The organism is Vibrio nitrifigilis (genome assembly GCF_015686695.1).
In the GTDB taxonomy this organism is placed as follows: domain Bacteria; phylum Pseudomonadota; class Gammaproteobacteria; order Enterobacterales; family Vibrionaceae; genus Vibrio; species Vibrio nitrifigilis.
Genome location: NZ_JADPMR010000001.1, coordinates 1,656,355 through 1,678,671, shown reverse-complemented (window position 1 = coordinate 1,678,671; position 22,317 = coordinate 1,656,355). Strand labels below are relative to the sequence as shown.

The following is a 22,317-nucleotide window of genomic DNA, read 5'->3' as shown; positions in this document are numbered from 1 at the left end:
AATGGCTAACAGTGAGTGTCCGCCCAACTAAAGAAGTTGTCAAAACGACCCACTTGCGCAGTGTCTAACAAGGTTTGCCAAATGGTTGCCAACTCGTTCTCTACCTCACCTTGTGGTGCGACATAGTCGCGACGCACAAAAGCATCGTCACTTGGCTCTGGCAACGCTTTACGATCCATTTTTCCGTTTGGCGTCAATGGAATTTCTGCAATTTGAACTAACGCCGCTGGCACCATGTATTCTGGTAAACGCTCACCCATTTCTGCTTTTAACGCTTCAATCGATAAGTCGCTTTCCGAGGTAAAGTAGCCAATCAAACGCTTATTGGCGCTACTTCCTTTCGCGATAACCACCGCTTCGAGTACCGCTTGGCAACCTTTCAAGGCCGACGATATTTCGCCCAGCTCTACACGGAAGCCGCGGATTTTCACTTGGTCATCATTACGGCCTTGGTATTCAATAGTTCCGTCTGGCAACCAGCGACCCACGTCGCCCGTTTTGTACATGGCGCCTTCAGCAACAAACGGGTCACGCACAAAACGCTCTGCCGTCAGGTCATCCCGGTTTAAGTAACCGCGCGCCACCTGAATACCACCGATAAAGATTTCACCCGCTACGCCCACCGGCGCGGGTTGACCTTGCGCATCTAACACGTACATCCGTGTGTTCGCTACCGATGAACCAATAGAGACTCGGTCACCAGCTAAATTACGTGGGCAGTGCCATTGGGTCACATCCACCGCTGCTTCCGTTGGGCCATATAGGTTATGCAGTTCTATATGAGGCAACATCTGGTACGTGCGACGAATGGTTTCTGCTGGTAACGCTTCACCACTACAGAACATCAAACGCAGACTTGGGCAATCATCAGCCTCACAGCCTTCTAGGAACATCTGCAGCATCGGTGGCACAAAGTGCAATATCGACACTTGGCGACGCTCGATAAGCTCACGCAGATATTGTGGGTCTTTATGCCCTTCAGGCTTGGCCATCACAAGGGTCGCGCCCACCCACAGTGGGCAGAAGAATTCCCATACGGAGACATCGAAACTGAATGGGGTTTTCTGCAAAATCACATCGTCACGGCTAAAGCCATAATCTTCAGCCATCCAGCTTAAACGGTTGACCACGCCACAATGTTCATTCATGACACCTTTCGGTTTACCCGTTGAGCCCGAGGTGTAAATCAAGTACGCCAAGCTGCGAGCGCTTAAGCCTAAGCTGGCTGAGTCGAGATTGGTTGCAGCTTCATTGGCCCAAGGGAGTGCCCTTTCAAAATAAGCGATTTGCACATCACTTGGTACTTGTCCTAATCGAGGACGCAACTCAGACGTTGTTAACAGCACCACTGGGCGGCTGTCTTGCACCATATATTCCAAGCGGTCTTCTGGATAACCCGGGTCCATTGGCACATACGCACCGCCCGCTTTAAGAATCGCCACCAGAGCAACCACTAATTCACAGCTACGGTCAAGGGAAACGCCCACGCGACTATCCGGTGTCACCCCTTGTTGCACCAGCCAGTGTGCCAGTTGGTTCGCTTGCGCGTTAAACTCGGCAAAAGTGAGTTGTTTGTCTTCATCGACCACGGCAATGTCATTGGCATAGTGTGCTGCGGTTTGTTCGATACGGTGATGAATGCAAGTATCGGTTGGGTAATCACGCTCAGTTTGGTTAAAGCCTTCCAGCACTTGAGTGCGCTCTGCTACGGCTAGAATGGATGGATTGAAGCTATTTTCTGATGAGTTTGCTAGTGCATCCACCAACTGTTCAATAGCATTATTCAGCATGATAGCAACACGTTCACAACCAATAGTGCGATCTACGTGCAAATCAAACGAGAACTCGCCACTGGCATGATCGTTAATATCCAGCGATATTGGATAGTTGGTTTGCTCAGCACTGAACACGAGATCAATGCGGTCGAGAATTTTAGCTTGCGCATCACTCCCACCTTGATAACGATAATTCAGCAAGCTAGTAAATAATGGCGTTTGCGCAGCTACACCACTGCACTGCTGAGTCATGATCAATGAGGCATGCTCATAGTCTAATAATTCAGCGAGTGCTTGGTGAGTCATTGCCACCAATTGACTGGCTGATTGGTCTGCCAGTGTCAAACGTAATGGAACGGTATTGAGGAACATACCTAAAGTACGATCAGAATTAATTCCCGCGCCCATACGACCAAATAACACGGTACCAAACACCACATCATGACGCCCTGTTGCCGCACGTAATACCATCGACCAAGCGAGGTGGAACATACTGGCCGTACTGACATTGTGTTGTTTAGCTAACTGGCGTAACTGCACAGCACTGGCGCTATCAATGTAAGTAGTTGATTGCTCAATGTCTTGTGCAGAATTTTGCACATTTAACAGTCCGAATGGCGCACAAGGCTCATCGATATCAGCAAGTTGTGCCGTAAAGTATTCACGCTCGCGGTCAGCATCACGACGTCGCTCTATTTGGCCGATAAATTGACGGAATGGCACTGGTTCTAACAACTGATCAGTACGACCATCAATATGGGCAAAGACCTCTTCGACCAAGAGTTCTAGCGTTGTGTGGTCATTGATCAAATGGTGAATTAACAGACACAATAACCACCGCTGCTCCTGTTGGTCGTAGACACGGTAGGCGTGAATCAATGGCGCGGCCGATAATTCAATACGCGTTGTGGCAGGATCGAAGTGCCGTTGAAAACATTCTGCCACGCTCTCCCCTGTTGCTTGGCTCTGTTGATCAAACGATAACGTTTGAATTGGCATCTTCGCTTCACGCCACACCACTTGCATTGGCTGGTTTAATCCTTGCCATGCGACTGCTGTGCGTAAGATGTCATGACGATTAATCACCGCTTGTAAGCCACTTAAAAACGCATCAAGTTGTGACTCTGTGCTAAATCCAGTAATGAAACGCGTCAGGTAAGCATCACCTTGTTCTTGAACGAGATGGTGGAACAGAATCCCTTCTTGTAAAGGCGCCAATGGATAGATGTCTTGAACATTACTCGCCCCACCCGACACTTGAGCACAGATGCCATCGATACTCTCTTGGGATAAGTTAGCTAAAGGCAACATCTCTGGAGTGATGGAGTCACACCCTTGCGGAATGCGATTTTCTTCAATCACAACGTGACTGTCTTCACTTGGATCCATGGTTGCCGCTAACGAAGCGAGGTCTGGTTGATTAAAGAGATGTTTAACTGCGATATCACAATGATGCTCTCGCAGCATGGCCATCAATTGAACCGCAAGCAATGAGTGGCCGCCCAGTTCAAAGAAATTATCTTGACGTCCAATTTGTTCAACGCCCAGCAATTCACTCCACAGGGAAGCTAACAACATTTCATTGTCGGTTTGTGGTGCTTGGTAAGCGTGGCGGACCACATCTTGCGTTGTCACCTCTGGCAACGCTCTGCGATCCAGTTTACCGTTTCCGGTTAATGGCATCACATCAAGCTGCATCCAAGCCGATGGCACCATATAATTTGGCACTAAATCAGCCACGTGAGCCCGTAATGCTTCAAGATCGAACGCCGATTGAGCTGGTTCACTCACATAGTAAGCAACGATATGATAGTCACCACTTGCATTGGGGGCAGCGATAACGGCGGCATCTTGTACTTGGTCAAAGCTACGGACACAAGCTTCGATCTCGCCCAATTCAATGCGGAAGCCTCGAATTTTCACCTGGTCATCGTTACGACCCAAATACTCAATACTGCCATCATCTAACCAACGCCCTAGGTCTCCGGATTTGTACATTCGGGTTTGACCATCGGCAACAAATGGGTCCAGCATAAATCGCTCAGCGGTGAGTTCTGCACGGTTAAGATAACCGCGTGCAACACCTGCTCCACTGACATACAGTTCACCCGTGACACCAACAGGTACCGGCTGACGGAATTCATCGAGAATATATAACCGCAGATCGTTTAGACCACGTCCAATGGGGCTGGCACCCGTGCGATACACATCTGCAGCCGTCAGTGGATAATATGTGGTATGTACGGTGGTTTCCGTAATGCCATACATATTAATCAACTGGGTATGACGATTAAGGGATTTTTGGTACCAAGGTGATAACGCGGATAACTCAAGAGCTTCACCACCGAAGATCACATAGCGTAAATCATGTGGCTGTTCTGATTGAGCAGCAATCAGTTGGCGAAATGCACTTGGTGTTTGGTTTAATACGGTAACCTGTTCGTTACACAATAGCTGATAGAAGTCGTCAGGGGCTCTTGATACTAAGTGTGGCACCACGACTAAACGACCACCGAACAGCAACGCTCCCCAAATCTCCCATACTGAAAAGTCAAATGCATAGGAGTGGAATAAGGTCCAGACATCGCGCTCATTAAATTGAAAATCACCCTGTGTGGCGGCCATCAGACGCATCACATTATGATGCTCAACCATCACTCCTTTCGGCTTACCTGTCGAACCTGAAGTGTAGATAATATACGCCATATGTTGGGCGGTGAGACCACTGCACTCAGCGGCAATGTTGTCGATGGTAAGATCAAGCCACTCTGGCTTATCTAACAAGGCTAATTGTGTATTGACCGGCAAATTACCGAGTTTATCAACCAGTGCACTCGTGGTAATAACCACTTCTGGCTCGCTATCTTGCAGTGAGTATTGCAAGCGTTCTTGTGGGTAATTAGGATCAAGTGGCACATAAGCGCCGCCAGCTTTCAGCGTTGCCAAAATCGCAATTAATAGCTTTTCACTGCGTTCAAGTGCAATAGCAACTCGACTATCTGGTTTAACCCCATTAGCCATTAGCCAATGCGCCAACTGGTTGGCTCGTGCGTTTAGCTGAGCATAGGTAAGGTGGTTGTTTTCATAACTTACCGCAATACGATCGGCGAAACGTTCAGCTTGTTCTTCAAAGCGCTGTGTGATCGTTACATGCGAAAAAAAGTCCTGCTTACCGCGGTTAAAGTCCTCAACAACACGTTGCTGCTCTTGTTCTGGCAGCATAGGCAACGCTAGCGGTTGAAGAGTATCTTGCTGCACCATATGGCTAAGTAACGTATGCCAACATGCCATGAAACGCTCAACCGTTTCTTGTTTAAATAGCGCAGTAGCAAAGTTTACATAGCCACTAAGCTGACCATCCACTTCATAAAGACCAACACTTAAGTCAAACTGAGCAGTATCCGAGTCTCCCATCACTACTTGGACATCAACATCTTGCATTTGAGCCAGTTGGTTTGGCGTATTATGGAGTGCAAAAATCACTTGGTAGATAGGGTTATGTGCCATATTACGATTGGGCGCCACCGCTTCTACGATTTGCTCAAATGACACATCTTGGTTGGTTTGTGCTTTAAGAACCGTCGCTTTCACTTGGTGGATTAACGATGAAACATCAGTCACTTGGTCTAAGTTCACACGTAATGCCTGCGTATTAACAAACATCCCTACCAAATCTTCTAACTCAGTACGGTTACGCCCGGCAATCGGTGTTCCAATCACCACATCCGTTTGATTGGATAATCGCCCGATTAACAACGAGAAACTGGCGAGTAACGTCATGTACAATGTGCTGTGATGACGCTGTGCTAATGCTTTAATGTTCTGCGTTAGTTCATGATCAATTGTGATTGGGAACGTGAGTCCTGCATAATTTTGCTGCTCAGGGCGGACAAAATCTAACGGCAAAGAGACACATTCAGGAATACCTTCTAGCTGTTCAAACCAGTAAGATTTTTGATTTTCATACCATTCACCTTGATAATGAGTCTGTTGCCAACGAGCGTAATCTCCGTACTGAATAGGTAACGAATCTAAATCCAACGGCGCTCCAGACAGTTCACTGTTGTATGCAGCAATTAACTCATTAAGAATGATCCGGGTTGACCAACCATCTGAAATGATATGGTGCATCGCAATCGTTAATGTGTGGGTGTTTGGATCTTGCTCTGCAATATGAGCGCGAATGAGATAGCCTTCGTTTAAGTCAAATTCGACCACAAATTCGCCATCACGTTGAATGACGAAGCTGTCCGGCGCCGGCATAACTTGTTGTAACGGTTGACCATCAACACTAATAAATTTGGTGCGTAGTGGCGCATGACGTTCGATCACGGTTAGAAATGCCACTTCCAATGCAGAAAAATCTAATGGGCCATGGAACTCAACGCTATTTTTCATCACATAAGCCACTAGGGAGCTGCCATCTAGCTGCTCAAGTAACCATAAACCTTTTTGGGCAAAGGTCAGTGGATATGTATCCCCTTCATGCGTCGGTACAATATCGGGTAGCTGGGAAACTACTGAAGACTGAACCAAGATCTTTGCCATTGCTTTCAAGGTGGGATGATTAAAAATCTGCGCTAGAGACAGTTCAGTGCCAAACTCTGAGCGTAACCGAGAAATCAAACGTGCGGCCAGTAGTGAATGGCCACCAATTTGGAAGAAATTGTCGTTACGACTGATTTTTTCAATTCCGATCAATTGCTGCCAAATTGACGCTAATCGTTGCTCATTCTCGCCTTTTGGCTCCACATATTGAGTACTAACAAAAGCACTTGCATTTGGAGCGGGTAATGCTTTTCTGTCAACCTTACCGTTTTGCGTTAATGGCATGGTGTCCAAGGCAACCATAGCGGCGGGCACCATATAATCGGCTAACGGCTGGCTAACAAATTCAATCAATTGCTCGACGTTCACCGCTTTAGTTAATGTGTAATAAGCCACCAACTGAGGCTGACCATTCACATCTTCCTGGGCAACGACAACGGCATTATCAACGGCTGGATGACTGAGCAACGTCGATTCAATCTCTCCCAGTTCAATACGGAAACCGCGAATTTTTACTTGGAAATCGTTACGCCCTAAAAATTCAATATTGCCATCAGTTGTCCAACGCCCCAAATCCCCCGTTTTATACATTTTGGCCTTGCCATCATTGGCAAAGGGATCGGAAACAAAGCGCTCTTCGGTCATGGCAGCTAAATTAATATAGCCCTGTGCAACCCCTTCACCACCGATATAAATTTCGCCAATCACCCCAGGAGGCAACAGCTTTTGTTGGGCATCCAAAATATACACTTGGGTATTATTTAACGGCTTACCAATATGTGGGGCAAACGGCTGACCTCGGTACATACGGACAAATGTTGAATACGTGGTCGTTTCTGAAGGTGCATACAGATTGCATAGGGACGGGATTGGGGTTAGCTCAAAGAAGCGTTGCGCGAGCTCTTTTTTAAGAGGCTCACCAGCAACATTAACTACCTGTACTGATGATGGAATCGCCTTACCATCGACTAACGCACTCAAGGCTGACGGCACAGTATTGATCAGAGTAAGATCGTATTCCTTCTCAAGCAAACTCAACGCATTTTCAACAATAACAAGACATCCACCGCAGCTTAAGGTTGAGAAAATTTCATAAACTGACAAATCGAAGTTAAGCGACGTCGAAAATAGTGTACGAGAAAACAGTTTTGGCCCGTATTCACTAATTGCCCATTCGACCAAGTTACACGCATTGCGATGCGATAACATCACGCCTTTGGGATGACCAGTAGAACCAGACGTGTAAATGAGATATGCCAACTGTTGTGAGTCAAACTCACCCATCGATAGATTGCCGTTGGATAATGACTGTGATTCTTGTAAGGCTTCTTCAAAATCGACAACTAACGTCGCAGAGGAAAACGATTGCGTGAACAAATCTGAAGAGCTGAGAGTCAGAATGACCTTAGGCTGACAATCTTTAACCATGTACAAACGGCGTTCAAGTGGGTAGTTAGGATCCATCGGTACATAGGTTGCACCCACTTTTAACGTTGCCAATACCGCAACAATAAGCTCACAATTACGCGGTAATGATATAGCGACTCTGTCTGTTGCTTGTACGCCGTGATCTTGTAGCCAATGTGCAAGCTGATTCGCTTTTTGATTGAGCTGAGCATAACTCATAACGGCGCCATTAAAATCTAGCGCTGGCGCATTAGGATGAAAATTAACTTGTTGTTCAATCAGTTCATGTAGGCCACTTTGCGCAGAAAATGGCGTTTTTGTGTCGTTAAAATGCTGTAAAATCGATTGTTTTTCGCTAGGAAGTGCGATGTCTAATTGATGAATATTTCCGTTTGCATTGGCGACAGCTGCCGCTAAAAAATGCACCATGCGTTTACCGTGCGCATCGACTTCATCGTCACTGTAGAGTGCCGTGTTAGCAGCTAACGAAAGTTCTAACCCGCCATCAAGTCCACGTTCATAAAGAGTGATAGAGAGATCATCTGTCGGACCAGTAGAGAGGTTATGGACTGTCGCAGGAGCTTGCCCAAATGCAATTTGCTCTTTAAACGGAACAATGTTGATTAACGTAGAAAATAATGGGTGTTGTTCGTTAAATAACCCCAACTCCGCTTTAAGAGCCTCACTACGATAATCTTGGTGTTTTAGGGCGCCAAAAAGATCGCGTTTGATAGCTGATAAACTCTGTTCCAGAGTTGTTTCAGGTGAGAAATTAAGTTCTACAGGCACAACATTAACGGCCATTGTAGGTGTAGAGCGTAATGCTTTATTGCGACGACCAGAAACAGGGAATCCTACTAACATAGATTCCTGGCCAGTCATGCGATAAAGATACCCCCCAAGTAATGAAACTAATAGCTGAGGTAATGTGACGTGGTAACGCGACGCTAAATCACGTAATTGTGAGGTAAGTTTAGTTGAAAGGTAGTTTTGATAACGATAGACGCTCAGGCAAGCAGCTGTTTTACCAGATAAACTCACTGAATTGGCACGTTGCTGATATTTATTAACCCAAAAATCTTTATCTTTACTAAATCGTTCTGATTCCAGGTAGTGCAGCTCTGCTTGCTGTACTTCTTGTAAAGTACCAAAAGTAGCATGGCCGGCACTTTGGGTATTATCAATCGCGGCATTGTAAAGAGACAGCACACGATCAATAAATAAATGCCCTCCTAACCCATCATTGATGATGTGGTGCACGCATTGATAGAGGCAGGTTCTAGATGAATCTAATTTAATGATTGCAAAGGAAAAAAGAGGTCCAGACGACAAATCCATTGGAGTATCGATATCTCTTTGCATCCATTCCAAAGCAGAAGTGAACGGCGATTCATCACCACTCATATCTAATATCGGCAAGTGCCAATCCGGGTGTAAAGAACACGTTTGGAAACACTCGTCCTCTACTTCATGGATTGTCACTTGGTAAGCTTGTGCTTCAGAAACAGTTTGTCGAATAGCTTGTTCAAGTGCTGAGGTATCAACAACACCATTAATGTCAAAATATTCAGCAATTTTAAATACATGACTTGCTGCATCTGGGTTTACTTGTTGAGCAAACCAAATCCCTTGCTGAGCACTAGACAAAGGTAAGGATTGAAACGAAGGACTGCTTTTAGTCTCTTGCGGACTGTCATTATCAAACATAGATCCACCACTGGTTTCTATAGATTTAGATTTAAATTTATTTTCTTCGGGCAAAAAATATCTCACCTCTTTTAAGAGGTTTCGATGTTTAACAAGTTTTAATAAATAGCATTAAATCACCTGTTAAAAGGTAGTTAATGTTCTACTTAAAAAAGAAATATCATTCATTGGTATTAATAATTCCTAATTAAATGACCAATAATAAAAACAAGTTGAATATAACAAGAATATAAATATAAACAAATAACCACTTATTCAACAATTACTAATAAAACGTGATCTTAGTTCAATAAATAAATGAATGAATGTAAAAACACCCAGTTTTAATACTTTTCTCTATGTCATAAAAAAATAAAAAACAAGCCAAAATAAGGACAATGTTTACAACTATTAGAGATATATCTAGAAATAAAATGGCTATTCCACAAAAAATTTAACATTTATTTATCATTTATGAATAAATAAAATTTATATTAAGGTATGTTTATATAAAACATTTTAATGATATTGATTATCATTACCAAAAACAAAAAAACCGACTAAGATACATAACCGACACCACTGTACAGCATTTTATCCCACCAAACATTCATTATTAACATTTTAATCCGAACAACATACTTAACTAAAAATATTCACCATAATGCTGACAGATTTGAACCCAAAGTTTACAGGCACAAAAATACGGCGTTTAATATGAAAATTTGTGAAATTTATGGAACAAAATACTTTGGACATATTGCGTCCCTAAAAAGGACTCAGAATGATATGTTGTATATTAAGAATGCAATTAATAAAAAACTCTTTAATATAACGAACGAAGTACACTAATAGAGAGTTATTTAATATATTATAATAGTTAATTCCAACCATTTTGATTTGACAAATAATAGGTAAAATAAAAACACCGTATTATTAATAGTTAAATATGGCTATTAATTTCTGGTATTTTATATTACTACTATTTTTAATTTCTAGAGGAATAGACAGTACTGCTATATTAATACTAATATTAAATTTCTATTAATAATAATATTAGTCACATTATCTCAGGAACAACATTTATATACGTCGAAAGAGAATGAACATTCTTGCCGTGATTGAACGTAACTTAAGCTCCTTGATGAAGCTTCGAATCATGCATCTTGAGATCATTTGGGTATAGACATGACGTTGGAAAACACCAGCACGCTTCTAGTTTTCATAGTACCACTACGCTTCCCGTTAACCCTGCCTGACAAAATGCAATATGATGCATAATACCACTAATTATTTCGTAACGCTAAATAACTTTTACAGAATATGTGTAGCACCGCACAAGTTAACACCTGACATCAAATCAATAGAGCTCATATATTATAACTTAATCGTACAAAAAGCCCTTTCTAGACAGCTCTAGAAAGGGCTTTTGAAACATGGGGCATTGATGCTATTGGTCTGTTACACCGCTACATCATCATAAAGAGGCACTTGAGTCAGCTCGGTCACTTCATCAATGTATTGACGAACCTTTTCTGGGAACAGCACACCTTTCACTGCCGTGTAGTTACGCAAGAAAGGATAAAGATTGATATCATCATATGAAAGCTGACCGCCACGAGAAGACGGTAAGGTTAACCAAGTTAATTGTTCAAGCTTCGCGTTAATCTGTTGGATGTATTCTTCACTGTGGGCTAACGCATCTTCAAAACTCATATCAATCATCGCGGTCTTGTTTTTGGTAAACCAAGCGCGAGCTTCTGCAGTCTCAAATTCAGGCAAGTTCAATTTAAACCAGCGTGGATACAGCAACACTGACGCAAGAAATCCCGTCTCTTTTAGCCATTGAGAAACTTGGTCGGCTTGTTGTGCTGGTTGAATAGTCGATGTGCCATCAAAGTTATCGAGATACTGAACAATATCTAGACTTTCTCCCATATAACTACCATCCGGTTTTTGCAGTATAGGAACCATATTTGCCCCTACTTTGCTGATGCGAGCATCTACATCATGATTTTGCAAAAAGACCCATTCTACATCGAGTTTTTTGTATCCTGCCGCCATGGTTGCTTTTACACAAAATGGACAGTGGTGAAAAATGAAAAGTTTCATGATCATTCCTATCTTGTTGAGCATGAAACCAGTTTACGCGTACAAATGAAACGCAACAAGAGTCATAGCTATTGAGAATCTGTCTTACCTAGTGAGCAAGATCACTTCATGACGAAATAATTAATTCAAAGTATCCTTGAATGAAACATTTTAAACAACACAGTTTCTCCCTCGCTTTTTCCCCAAATAAAGGGCTCTATCGGAGATCTTTAATAGTTCTTGAATACTGTCCGATTGTGTTGACGATGCCACCCCCTGAGTAATCGTTATCGAAATCTTTTTTTTTCGGTGTTGAATAACATTATGTTCCACTTTTTGCCTTATACGTTCAGCAATGATAAGAGCAGCTTGGTGGCTTGTATCTGGGAGAAAGATGACAAACTCTTCTCCTCCCATTCTCGCAAATACATCTTTATCACGCAGATTTTTATTAATGCATTTTACCGTTTGTTTGAGTACGGCATCACCACCGTCATGCCCGTAATCGTCATTGACCGCTTTAAAATGATCAAAATCGATAGATATTAACGAAAACACCCAATCATGTTCACTATGCTGTTGTTTAAGTTCTTTTACTCTATTGAGCAAGAAGCGACGGTTATATGTACCAGTCAAAGGATCGGTTGTGGATTCCTTCTCTAATTGAAGCTCCATATTCTTACGGTCGGTAATATTGATCACTTGCCCCGACCATAAAACCGATCCCTCTCCCTGCTGTATTGGAGAAGACTGGAAGTAATACCATTGCGTTTTGTCATCACGCGTTATCCTAAATTCACATTCGGCATCAGACATATCTAAAAATGACTGATCAACCACATTAAGAATATTTTTCACATCATCAGGGTGAATTACCTCAAACACCCGCAATGCATCTTCAGCAGCAACTTTCGGAGACACACCAAAAACATGTTCAAATTCTTGACTCACATATGGAAATGACATGTGTCCATCCGCTTTTTTTTCAAATTGATAGATAACGCCAGGAGGTAGCAGTGACAGACTTTTAAGATGCTGATTAAGAGTAATAAATTCTGATAGATCAATAACCGACCCCACGAAATAAGCGGGTTCATCACCACTATCTACATAACGGATACGGTCCACAAGCCACACGCTCTCGCCATTTGCTTTGGTAAATCGATACTCACAGTCCATAATCGGATGATAAGAACGTTCTTTAGTTAATTCCGTACACCGTTGGTATTCTGCCAAATCTTCTTCAGCGATATGGGAGCACCACCAGTGGGGTTTGCCGACTAATTCCTCAGCGGAGTAACCCAAAAGACGCTCAACACCACTACTTACAAACAAAACCTTTGCGTCTCTATCACTCGCCATTTTATAAATAACTGATGGCGACAATGCCATTAGTTCATCGAGTTGCTCCTGTAACTTTTCCAGCTCTAGTTGAGCCATTTTGGATCGGTTGATATCAATACGAGCACCAAACACCCATTCGGGTTCTCCATTGGATAACCTCGATACCACTCGCCCAATGTCTTTGACCCAAATCCACTCCCCTTCATGATTTAAAACGGGAGATTCAAGTTTAAAATACGCCTCTTTACCGACGTAATGAGCATTTAATTTTTGTGCTAAAAGATGACGATAATCTGGATGCAGGTGGTCTTGCCAGGTTTTATAAGTAACTGGTGCAATCGATTCTAATGAATAACCTAAGATATTGGCCCACAGTTCATTTACATGTAGTTCGTCGGAAGTTATGTTCCATTCCCACGTTGCAATACGGGCACTATCAAGAATGTTGATCATCTTATCATTTGGTGAGCTACTATTATCTGTGGCATGCTTTAAGCTAACAATAAACTCTTGTTGTCCATCGACTTTGGCTACACAGGTAACATTACCTGAATAGACTTGCTCCTCAAACTCGATATATACATCAATTCGAAATTGTTTCTGCAGTATTTCTTTCAGAGATGGAAACTTTATCTGTTGTTGATTCCTATACGATATGACTAATTCATCAATATTACGTAGTGACAGATCATCAAACGAATGCGTAGATGAGATTAGTCGTCCTTGTTCATTAAACACTAGAGACATGGTATGCATAGCTTGGAATCTCAATTGCCAGTAACAAAGTAAGTGTAGACAAAACTATTCAAGCACGACGAATTAGAAGAGCAATGAGAAAAAAGGTCATCAAAAAGATGACCTTAATTAAAATGAGTGAAATAAGAGAGTTAGTTTGAAGACTGTTTCTCAACCAGAGAAGTCATTACTGTTTCACGGTTATCTAAATACTCGTTCAACCCAGCTTTACGCAGCAGACATGATGGGCATTCACCACAACCATCACCAATAATGCCGTTATAACACGTCAACGTATGTTCACGTACTAAATCTAAAGCATCATTTTGATCGGCTAACGCCCAAGTTTCTGCTTTATTCAACCACATCAATGGGGTACGAATTTCTAACGCGCGATCCATTCCCTGCACCAAGGCACTATTCATGGCTTTCACAAAATCATCACGGCAATCTGGGTACCCTGAAAAATCGGTTTCGCATACACCAGTGATTACGGTGTCTGCACCAATTTGATAAGCATAGATACCGGCCAGTGTTAGAAACAGAATATTGCGGCCAGGAACAAATGAATTCGGTAATCCATTTTCTTGCAGTTCATTAGAAACAGGAATGTCATCACGAGTAAGAGAGCTGATTGCTAACTCATTGAGTAAGCCAACATCCATAACTTTATGCGCAGCAACGCCTAATTTCTTAGCTGTATCTTGTGCAACTTGGATCTCTTGCTTATGACGCTGACCATAGTCAAAGGTAATCGCATGAACCTCGTCAAACTCTTTCAACGCTTGCACTAGGCAAGTTGTAGAGTCTTGCCCACCACTGAATACAACAACCGCTTTTTTCATGATTTAGTTCCTTACGCAATACTAAGATATTTGTGGGTCTGCACTGATAAACGCCAATTACGGGCAATACAGGTATCGATACATAACTGAGTTGCACGCGCTTTTTGGCTAATAGGTTGCAAAGCAATCACAGTTTGCGCAGGCACGTTGGCTCTAACAATAAGCTCTTCAAGGTTATCTATATCTTTTTGGGTAGCGACCGGATGTTTGATCTCATTCGCTCTTAATAGCGCGCTATCCAATACTGGAAGTTTTCCTTTCATCGCCACTTTAGGTGACACTGTAACCCATGTATTATCTGATGCTAATACTTCACTAGTACCACTTGTTTCAATCTGACAACGACAATCAATGGCTTCAAATGCACCCGTTAATGGTCTTAAATCAAAAATACATGGCTCACCACCTGTGATAACAATATGCTTGGCGGTATAACCTTGCTCGCGATAGCGCGCAATAACTTGTTCAGCACTTGCTGAGCACCACGTTGGGTTATCCGCTGTCTTTGACAGAATAATGTCAAATGAGGTTTCATCCGATGGTGTGGCATCCCACGTTTGCTTGGTATCACACCAAGCACAACCCACTGGACAACCTTGCAAACGAACAAAGACAGCAGGCACGCCGGTAAACACGCCCTCACCTTGGATCGTTTCAAACATTTCGTTAATTTTATACACGATGATTGTTGCCTAACTCAATTACAAAAAATGCAGGGGGCTGACCTTAATGTATGGATCGCAAGAGGTCAAATTAAACATGCTTTTTATCACCATTTTCTTAACTATATGGCGCTGCGACGGCATTTCATCTCAATTCGAATCAAGGTAAGATAGGAGCATCATTCAACTTAAAGAAATGTTGACGTGATCTCGAATCGTTGAACATCGCTCGATCTAAGGGGAAACCCTAATGTAAGTATTGAGCATTCCCTACACATTTCTGTTCATCGACCGAGCCATTTATCCTTGGTATTCAATTTTCGCGCTGTGATTAGGTCTAATATGTATAAAATTATCGCTTTAGATATGGATGGCACCCTACTAAATAGCCAAAAGCAAATTTCTCCTCGCACGAAAGAAGCGATTGCAAAAGCCCAACAACAAGGCATCCGTGTTGTACTCGCCTCTGGCCGTCCAATCGAAGGCATCCGTAACCAACTTGCAGAACTTAACATTGCCTCAGATAGCGATTTCGTTCTTTATTACAATGGATCAATTGTAGAAAACGTGGGGACTGGTGAAATTATTCATCAAGATATTATTACCGGTAAAGATGCCAAGCAAATTGCTCGTATGGCCAAAGAATTAGGCGTACATACTCACGCGTTTAGCCAAATCCATGGTTTGATCACCCCAAAAAACAGTCGCTATACGGATGTTGAAGCAGAGATTAATGGCATCACCATCACTGAGATGGATTTTGAACAACTGGAAGATGATCACCCTATTATCAAATCCATGATCATCGATGAACCAGAGTTACTTGCTAAAGCGATAGAACAGATGCCTGCGGAGTTACAGCAACAATTTACCATGGTAAAAAGCGCTCCATACTTCCTTGAATTCTTAAATCCAAATAGTAATAAAGGTGTTGGTTTAAAAGCAGTAGCCGATTACCTTAATGTCTCCGCTGAAGAAGTGATCAGTATGGGCGATGCTGGTAATGATTTACACATGCTCCATTACGCAGGCCTTGGCATTGCTATGGCTAACGCAATGGAAGAAGCGAAACAGGCAGCCAACGCAATTACATTATCTAATGATGAAGATGGCGTTGCAGTGGCGATAGAAAAATACGCGCTGTCATAACCAGGTTTGTACCCAAGTAATATAAAGAGGCTCTGAGTGATAGAGCCTCTTTTTGATCGATGTTGACGTTATTTAGTTGAAGCGAGTCCAATCACAGTATCGCCATGTTGTAACATTGAAAATGCCTGTGTCTCTGGTGGCACAAAAATACACACGCGCACAGGTTGCTGTTTAAGCTCAGCCAAACGCTGGCCTAATTGCGCCCCATCGTTAAATAATTCTCTTTCTGCGTCACGCCGACACAAATCAACCCATTCAAATGGGCATGTTTTCGGGTATAGAACTAACTCTGCTTGTTGCATGACACGCAATGCTTTAAGTGACAAAAGTTCAATATCATGATTAAACTCGATCCAATGCACCTCACTCTTACGTTCAATGGGCTCTTTAAGTAACGCTTTATATGCTTGTTCAAGCGTATCTCGTGTTTGCGCTTGTTTGACTTGGGGTAAATCGAAGTATCGTTCCCAAAATTGGCGGCGTAGATCCACACTTGGCAAAGCTTCTTTAATCGAATTACGCTTTGATGCGCCAAATTGGGCCAACAAACCTAAATTATTGGGTAAGACCGCTTCTATCTGTTCACGTAAGTTACGGACCAATACTGGTGAAGCACCACCACTGGAGATGGCGATTTGTATTTGTCCTCGTCCAATCATAGATGGGGTAATGAAATCACAATAAGGTTGATCATCAACAACATTGACTAATATGCCACGTTCTTTGGCATCTTTATATACTTCGTGATTTAGCTCCGGATTATCCGTCGTCGCCCAAACCTGGATAAATTCATGATTCATCACCTGAGATGAATAAAAATTCTTTATCCAGTGACACTTACCTTCATTGACTAGAGACTCAAGGTAGGTTGCGATATTTGGTGACACTATTGTTACTATAGCGCCCGCCCTAAGCAGGGCGTCGATTTTACGGCATGCCACCTCGCCTCCACCAACAACTAAGACGGGTTTATTGTTCAAATCTAGGAACAGAGGAAAATATCGCATTTAACGTTTCTCACCTTGATCTATGACTGATTTATTCATTCGACCAATAAAGGTGCACAAAACCCAAAAAAAAAGGAATCAAAAATAATTAACAACTGAAATTATGAACTAAACTAGTTAAATATTCCGATTTATTGTTTCAGTAGATAACTGTTCGCTATGAATACTAGCCGTTAACAGCATCCGTTCTGTTGCACCAAATTGGGTATCTCTTGCACTATTTACAATATAATGACATTTCGCCATTCTAACTACTGTGGCGATAAGGAGAGAATAACCGAAAAGCTTTTTAAATTATATATTTGTGAAAGTATAAACCTTATCTCTACGCATAAATGCTTGATTTATCAGTAACGGATATCACTGAAAATTCAAACAAATAAAGATTAAAACACAACAATTTGTGAACCTTGCATCAGGAAAACCTGATCATACATGGATCATACAGGAAGGATACAAATGGCAAATAAACTAACACTTCTTGCGTCTGTTATAGCCGCTTCTACTGCGTTAGTCTCTATCAATGCATCTGCTGCAGAAGAAAGCACTCTGGATAAAGTACTTGCTAAAGGTGAAGTCTCTTGTGGTGTAAGTACAGGTCTCCCAGGTTTCTCAAACCCTAACGCTAAAGGCCAATGGGAAGGTATCGATGTTGACTATTGTCGTGCAGTAGCTGCTGCAGTTCTGGGCGACAAAAATAAAGTGAAATTTGTTCCACTCACCGCTAAAGAACGTTTTACAGCACTCCAATCTGGTGAAATCGACATTCTTTCACGTAACACAACATGGACTCTACAACGTGATACAGCGCTAGGTCTTAACTTTGCTGGCGTTAACTACTATGACGGCCAAGGCTTCATGGTGAAAAAATCACTGGGTCTAAAAAGTGCTAAAGAGCTAGACGGCGCATCTATCTGTGTTCAATCTGGTACAACAACTGAACTCAACCTAGCTGATTACTTCCGTAAAAATGGTATGAGCTACAAATCAGTGGTATTCGATACCTCTGCTCAAACTGTTAAAGGTTTCGAATCTGGTCGTTGTGACGCACTAACCACTGACCAATCAGGTCTTTACGCACTACGTCTTAACCTAGCAGATCCTAGTTCAGCGATGGTTCTACCTGAAATCATCTCTAAAGAACCTCTAGGCCCTGTTGTTCGCCAAGGCGATGACAAATGGTTTAACGTTGCTAAATGGACACTGTTCGCACAAATCAACGCAGAAGAATACGGCATTACGTCTAAAAACGTAGACAAAATGTTGAAATCGAACGATCCAAACATCAAACGTATCCTAGGTGTTGATGGCCCTAAAGGTTCAGGCTTAGGTATCCGTGATGATTGGGGTTACCAAATCATCAAACAAGTGGGTAACTACGGCGAAATGTTTGACCGTACAGTGGGTAAAGATTCTCCATTGCAAATCGCTCGTGGCGTAAACGCACTGTGGAATGCGGGCGGCTTCATGTACGCTCCACCAATCCGTTAATCGAGATTGACACCTAACCATTAATGAGTGGTGGCTTATAGTAAACACTGTAGGCCACTACTTTATATCAACAAAGGTATACCAAGGATGGTTAACGTCATCTTTATATCGAAAAATGGATATGAGGTTATCGCTGTATGAAACCTAATAATAGTGCTGCGAGTTCGCCAACGGCTAACTCAGCAAAAAGCTCAAATCTACTCTATAATCCAACCTTTCGATCAGTCGTTTTTCAGTTCATCACTGTGGTTGCACTGGTCTACTTTATCTACACCATCGTAAATAATGCCCTTATCAACCTCGATGAACGTGGTATCGCGACGGGTTTTGGATTCTTAGATCAACCAGCAGGCTTTGGTATTGGTCTATCCCTGATAGACTATAACGAAACCTTTTCTTATGGCCGCACCTTCATCGTCGGTCTGCTTAACACAGCGCTTGTTTCTGTGTTGGGAATTATCTTCGCTACCATTTTTGGTTTTGCTATCGGTGTTGCGCGTCTATCGAACAACTGGTTAGTAAGCAAATTGGCAGCGGTGTATATCGAAATCTTCCGTAACGTTCCGTTACTGTTGCAGATCCTTTTTTGGTATTTCGCTGTACTTCAAGCATTGCCTTCAGCACGCCAAAGTTTACATTTGGGAGAAAGTATTTTCCTAAACGTACGTGGTTTATACATTCCTGCTCCTGTATTTGAAGCAGGCAGTGGTTATGTATTTGCTGCCTTTATTTTTGGTGTTGTCGCAACTATCGTGACCTATGTTTGGGCTAAAAACCGTCAAAAACTGACCGGACAACAAACATCAATGTGGCCGATTGCAACTGGCCTTATCATTGCGCTTCCTTTAGTTGTGTACTTTATCTCAGGCATGCCTATCTCTGCTGATTACCCAGTATTAAAAGGATTTAACTTCCGTGGTGGCTTCACCATCATTCCGGAATTAGTTGCTCTATGGTTCGCCCTTGCCATTTATACTGCTGCGTTTATTGCTGAAATTGTACGTTCAGGTATCAACGCTGTGAGTTATGGTCAAACTGAAGCGGCAATGTCACTGGGTCTTTCGCGTAAACGTACTCTGAAGTTAGTCATTATTCCTCAGGCAATGCGTATTATTATCCCACCACTGACATCTGAATATCTAAACTTAACCAAGAACTCGTCACTTGCGACCGCGATTGGTTATCCAGATCTCGTGTCAGTCTTTGCTGGGACCACCATGAACCAAACTGGTCAAGCGATTGAAATCATATCGATGACGATGGGAGTTTACTTAGTCTTGAGTTTGGTCACATCATTATTAATGAACATGTACAACCGTAAAGTTGCTTTGGTGGAGAGATAAGATGAAAGTACAAAAAGTACATCAATTTCAACCTGATCTTCCGCCACCAGAAAACACAACAGGCGTGATCGGTTGGTTAAAGAAAAACCTATTTAACGGTCCTATCAACACCATCGTTACTCTAATCTTGGTTTACTTAGCAGCTAAGGGCATTTGGGCTGTTGTTGACTGGGCGTTCATTCGTGCTGACTGGGTTGGAACGACTCGTGATGCCTGTACGCGTGATGGTGCATGTTGGGTATTTATCAAAGTGCGCTGGGAACAGTTCATGTATGGCTTTTACCCTGCCGATCAGCTTTGGCGTCCGCGGGTATTCTTTACCACTCTAGCTATCTTAATCGGTTTGTTAGCTTGGGAGAAAACACCTGGTCGTAAATGGATCTTTGCATTCTTTGTCTTCATCTATCCCTTCATTATGGGTGCCCTGCTTTCCGGTGGCTTTGCTGGATTGCCTGAGGTAGAAACTCATAAATGGGGTGGCTTATTGATTACATTGGTGATTGCATTAGTTGGTATTGTCGTATCACTGCCAATCGGTATCGTGCTTGCACTTGGACGACGCTCAAAAATGCCAATTATCCGTACCTTCAGTACTATCTACATTGAAGTATGGCGTGGTGTGCCACTCATCACGGTACTATTTATGGCATCGGTAATGATTCCGCTGTTCTTATCGCATGGACACGATATGAACAAGCTAATGCGTGCTCTTATCGGCGTGGCTCTATTTAGTGCCGCCTATATGGCAGAAGTGGTTCGTGGTGGCTTACAAGCGATCCCTAAAGGCCAATATGAAGCTGCAGACGCATTAGGTTTAAGTTACTGGAAGAAAATGGGACTGATTATCTTGCCTCAGGCACTGAAAATTACAATTCCATCTATCGTAAACACCTTCCTAGGCTTATTCAAAGATACTAGCTTGGTTATGATCATCGGTATGTTCGACGTACTGGGTGTTGGCCAGGCAGCAATCACCGACCCATCTTGGTTAGGTTTTGCAACAGAGAGTTATGTTTTTGTCGCGTTAGTGTTCTGGATTTTCTGTTTCATCATGTCGAGATACTCGATTTGGTTAGAAGACAGACTCAATACCGGCCACAAACGATAATTTTGATTCAAGGAACGTATTATGACGCAACAGAATACAAATGAATTTATGATCCAGTTGAAGGACATGAACAAGTGGTACGGTGAATTCCACGTACTGAAAAACATCAACCTGAATGTGACAAAAGGCGAGAAAATCGTTATCTGTGGCCCATCAGGTTCTGGTAAATCAACAATGATCCGTTGTATCAACCGCTTGGAAGAACACCAAGCAGGACAAATCATTGTCGCAGGCAACGAACTGACTGAAGATTTAAAAAATATTGAGCTAGTTCGTCGTGAAGTGGGTATGTGTTTCCAACACTTTAACCTCTTCCCTCACCTAACCGTACTAGAGAACTGTACTCTGGCGCCAATTTGGGTGAAGAAAATGCCGAAAGAAGAAGCAGAAGCCATTGCGATGAAATACCTAAAACGCGTTAAGATTCCAGACCAAGCGGATAAATTCCCGGGTCAGTTATCTGGTGGTCAGCAACAGCGTGTTGCGATTGCTCGCTCTCTTTGTATGAGTCCAGAAGTGATGTTATTTGATGAACCAACGTCGGCTCTCGATCCAGAAATGGTTCGTGAAGTGCTAGATGTTATGGTTGAATTAGCAGAAGAAGGCATGACCATGTTGTGTGTAACGCACGAAATGGGCTTTGCTAAAGAAGTTGCTGACCGAGTTATCTTTATGGATGCGGGTGAAATTATTGAAGAAAACAATCCAAAGGATTTCTTCGAAAACCCACAATCCGATCGTACTCAGAACTTCCTGTCGCAAATTTTGCACCACTGATGCTCAATCAGTAAAGAAACATCCCAAAAGCCAAGAGGTTCTCCTCTTGGCTTTATTTATTGGAATTCATAATCCTGTTAAACAACTGCACCAATGTGTGCTCTTCTCTTACCAATCACTTGAGATCAACGCCTTGTCTAAGCCCGAGTAGATTCTCTCTGAAGCAACATCTTGAGGTTGCATTGTATAACACTATGTTTTATTAACATTTACGCCTATAATGATTGACTTAAATGGTAACAAATCACTGGCAAGAAACCTTGATTTCGTTTTACATCGTCTCTATTTTAACTGAGTCGCGAATTGAACGAGTTTTTCTCAAAATCAAAGACATATTGTGTTACAACTT

11 protein-coding genes are annotated in these 22,317 nt (G+C 42.5%); 5 read left to right on the top strand and 6 right to left on the bottom strand.

From position 1 onward, the window contains the following. Window positions 1-5: 5 nt before the first annotated feature. The 5 genes from I1A42_RS07550 to queE all read right to left on the bottom strand — a co-directional run bounded on the left by I1A42_RS07550 (window position 6) and on the right by queE (window position 15,093). Window positions 6-9,437: a non-ribosomal peptide synthetase gene (locus I1A42_RS07550; RefSeq protein WP_196123096.1), complete on the bottom strand. Its 9,432-nt coding sequence runs from the start codon at window positions 9,435-9,437 to the stop codon at window positions 6-8. A 1,440-nt stretch (window positions 9,438-10,877) separates the two neighbouring features. Further along, window positions 10,878-11,528: a glutaredoxin 2 gene (gene grxB / locus I1A42_RS07545; protein WP_161155156.1), complete on the bottom strand. Its 651-nt coding sequence runs from the start codon at window positions 11,526-11,528 to the stop codon at window positions 10,878-10,880. 150 nt (window positions 11,529-11,678) lie between these two features. Continuing rightward, window positions 11,679-13,607 carry a GGDEF domain-containing protein gene (locus I1A42_RS07540; protein ID WP_196123095.1) on the bottom strand — a complete coding sequence of 643 codons (1,929 nt, stop codon included), beginning with the start codon at window positions 13,605-13,607 and terminating at the stop codon, window positions 11,679-11,681. A 131-nt stretch (window positions 13,608-13,738) separates the two neighbouring features. Next, window positions 13,739-14,431, bottom strand: a complete 693-nt coding sequence (gene queC / locus I1A42_RS07535; RefSeq protein ID WP_196123094.1) for a 7-cyano-7-deazaguanine synthase QueC — start codon at window positions 14,429-14,431, stop codon at window positions 13,739-13,741. A gap of 11 nt (window positions 14,432-14,442) precedes the next feature. Next, window positions 14,443-15,093 (bottom strand): 7-carboxy-7-deazaguanine synthase QueE, encoded by a 651-nt coding sequence (queE, locus tag I1A42_RS07530; RefSeq protein ID WP_196123793.1) that lies wholly within the window; start codon window positions 15,091-15,093, stop codon window positions 14,443-14,445. A 342-nt stretch (window positions 15,094-15,435) separates the two neighbouring features. Between queE and yidA the strand changes: the two genes are divergently transcribed. After that, window positions 15,436-16,242 carry a sugar-phosphatase gene (gene yidA, locus I1A42_RS07525; protein WP_161155162.1) on the top strand — a complete coding sequence of 269 codons (807 nt, stop codon included), beginning with the start codon at window positions 15,436-15,438 and terminating at the stop codon, window positions 16,240-16,242. Window positions 16,243-16,310: 68 nt separating this feature from the next. On the opposite strand, the gene I1A42_RS07520 is transcribed toward yidA, so the two are convergent. Continuing rightward, the gene (locus I1A42_RS07520) at window positions 16,311-17,249 is read right to left on the bottom strand and encodes a precorrin-2 dehydrogenase/sirohydrochlorin ferrochelatase family protein (protein ID WP_161155164.1); all 939 of its coding nucleotides are present in this window, start codon (window positions 17,247-17,249) and stop codon (window positions 16,311-16,313) included. Window positions 17,250-17,708: 459 nt separating this feature from the next. On the opposite strand from I1A42_RS07520, the gene I1A42_RS07515 reads away from it, so the two are divergent. From I1A42_RS07515 to I1A42_RS07500, 4 genes are all read left to right on the top strand, one after another. Then, window positions 17,709-18,740, top strand: coding sequence for an amino acid ABC transporter substrate-binding protein (locus I1A42_RS07515; protein WP_161155166.1), 1,032 nt, complete (start codon window positions 17,709-17,711; stop codon window positions 18,738-18,740). A gap of 137 nt (window positions 18,741-18,877) precedes the next feature. Next, a complete protein-coding gene (locus tag I1A42_RS07510; protein WP_161155168.1) occupies window positions 18,878-20,083 on the top strand; it encodes an amino acid ABC transporter permease in 1,206 nt (401 codons plus the stop codon). Window position 20,084: 1 nt separating this feature from the next. Then, a complete protein-coding gene (locus I1A42_RS07505) occupies window positions 20,085-21,191 on the top strand; it encodes an amino acid ABC transporter permease (RefSeq protein ID WP_161155170.1) in 1,107 nt (368 codons plus the stop codon). Window positions 21,192-21,212: 21 nt separating this feature from the next. Then, window positions 21,213-21,968 carry an amino acid ABC transporter ATP-binding protein gene (locus tag I1A42_RS07500; protein ID WP_161155172.1) on the top strand — a complete coding sequence of 252 codons (756 nt, stop codon included), beginning with the start codon at window positions 21,213-21,215 and terminating at the stop codon, window positions 21,966-21,968. The last annotated feature ends 349 nt before the right edge of the window (window positions 21,969-22,317 follow it).

Excerpts from the sequence above, each read along its gene's own strand:
- yidA (WP_161155162.1), top strand. The coding sequence starts at position 15,436 with ATGTATAAAATTATCGCTTTAGATATGGATGGCACCCTACTAAATAGC.
- I1A42_RS07510 (WP_161155168.1), top strand. The coding sequence starts at position 18,878 with ATGAAACCTAATAATAGTGCTGCGAGTTCGCCAACGGCTAACTCAGCA.
- I1A42_RS07540 (WP_196123095.1), bottom strand. The coding sequence starts at position 13,607 with ATGCATACCATGTCTCTAGTGTTTAATGAACAAGGACGACTAATCTCA.
- I1A42_RS07515 (WP_161155166.1), top strand. The coding sequence starts at position 17,709 with ATGGCAAATAAACTAACACTTCTTGCGTCTGTTATAGCCGCTTCTACT.
- I1A42_RS07520 (WP_161155164.1), bottom strand. The coding sequence starts at position 17,249 with ATGCGATATTTTCCTCTGTTCCTAGATTTGAACAATAAACCCGTCTTA.
- I1A42_RS07505 (WP_161155170.1), top strand. The coding sequence starts at position 20,085 with ATGAAAGTACAAAAAGTACATCAATTTCAACCTGATCTTCCGCCACCA.
- queE (WP_196123793.1), bottom strand. The coding sequence starts at position 15,093 with ATGTTTGAAACGATCCAAGGTGAGGGCGTGTTTACCGGCGTGCCTGCT.
- I1A42_RS07550 (WP_196123096.1), bottom strand. The coding sequence starts at position 9,437 with ATGTTTGATAATGACAGTCCGCAAGAGACTAAAAGCAGTCCTTCGTTT.
- queC (WP_196123094.1), bottom strand. The coding sequence starts at position 14,431 with ATGAAAAAAGCGGTTGTTGTATTCAGTGGTGGGCAAGACTCTACAACT.
- grxB (WP_161155156.1), bottom strand. The coding sequence starts at position 11,528 with ATGAAACTTTTCATTTTTCACCACTGTCCATTTTGTGTAAAAGCAACC.
- I1A42_RS07500 (WP_161155172.1), top strand. The coding sequence starts at position 21,213 with ATGACGCAACAGAATACAAATGAATTTATGATCCAGTTGAAGGACATG.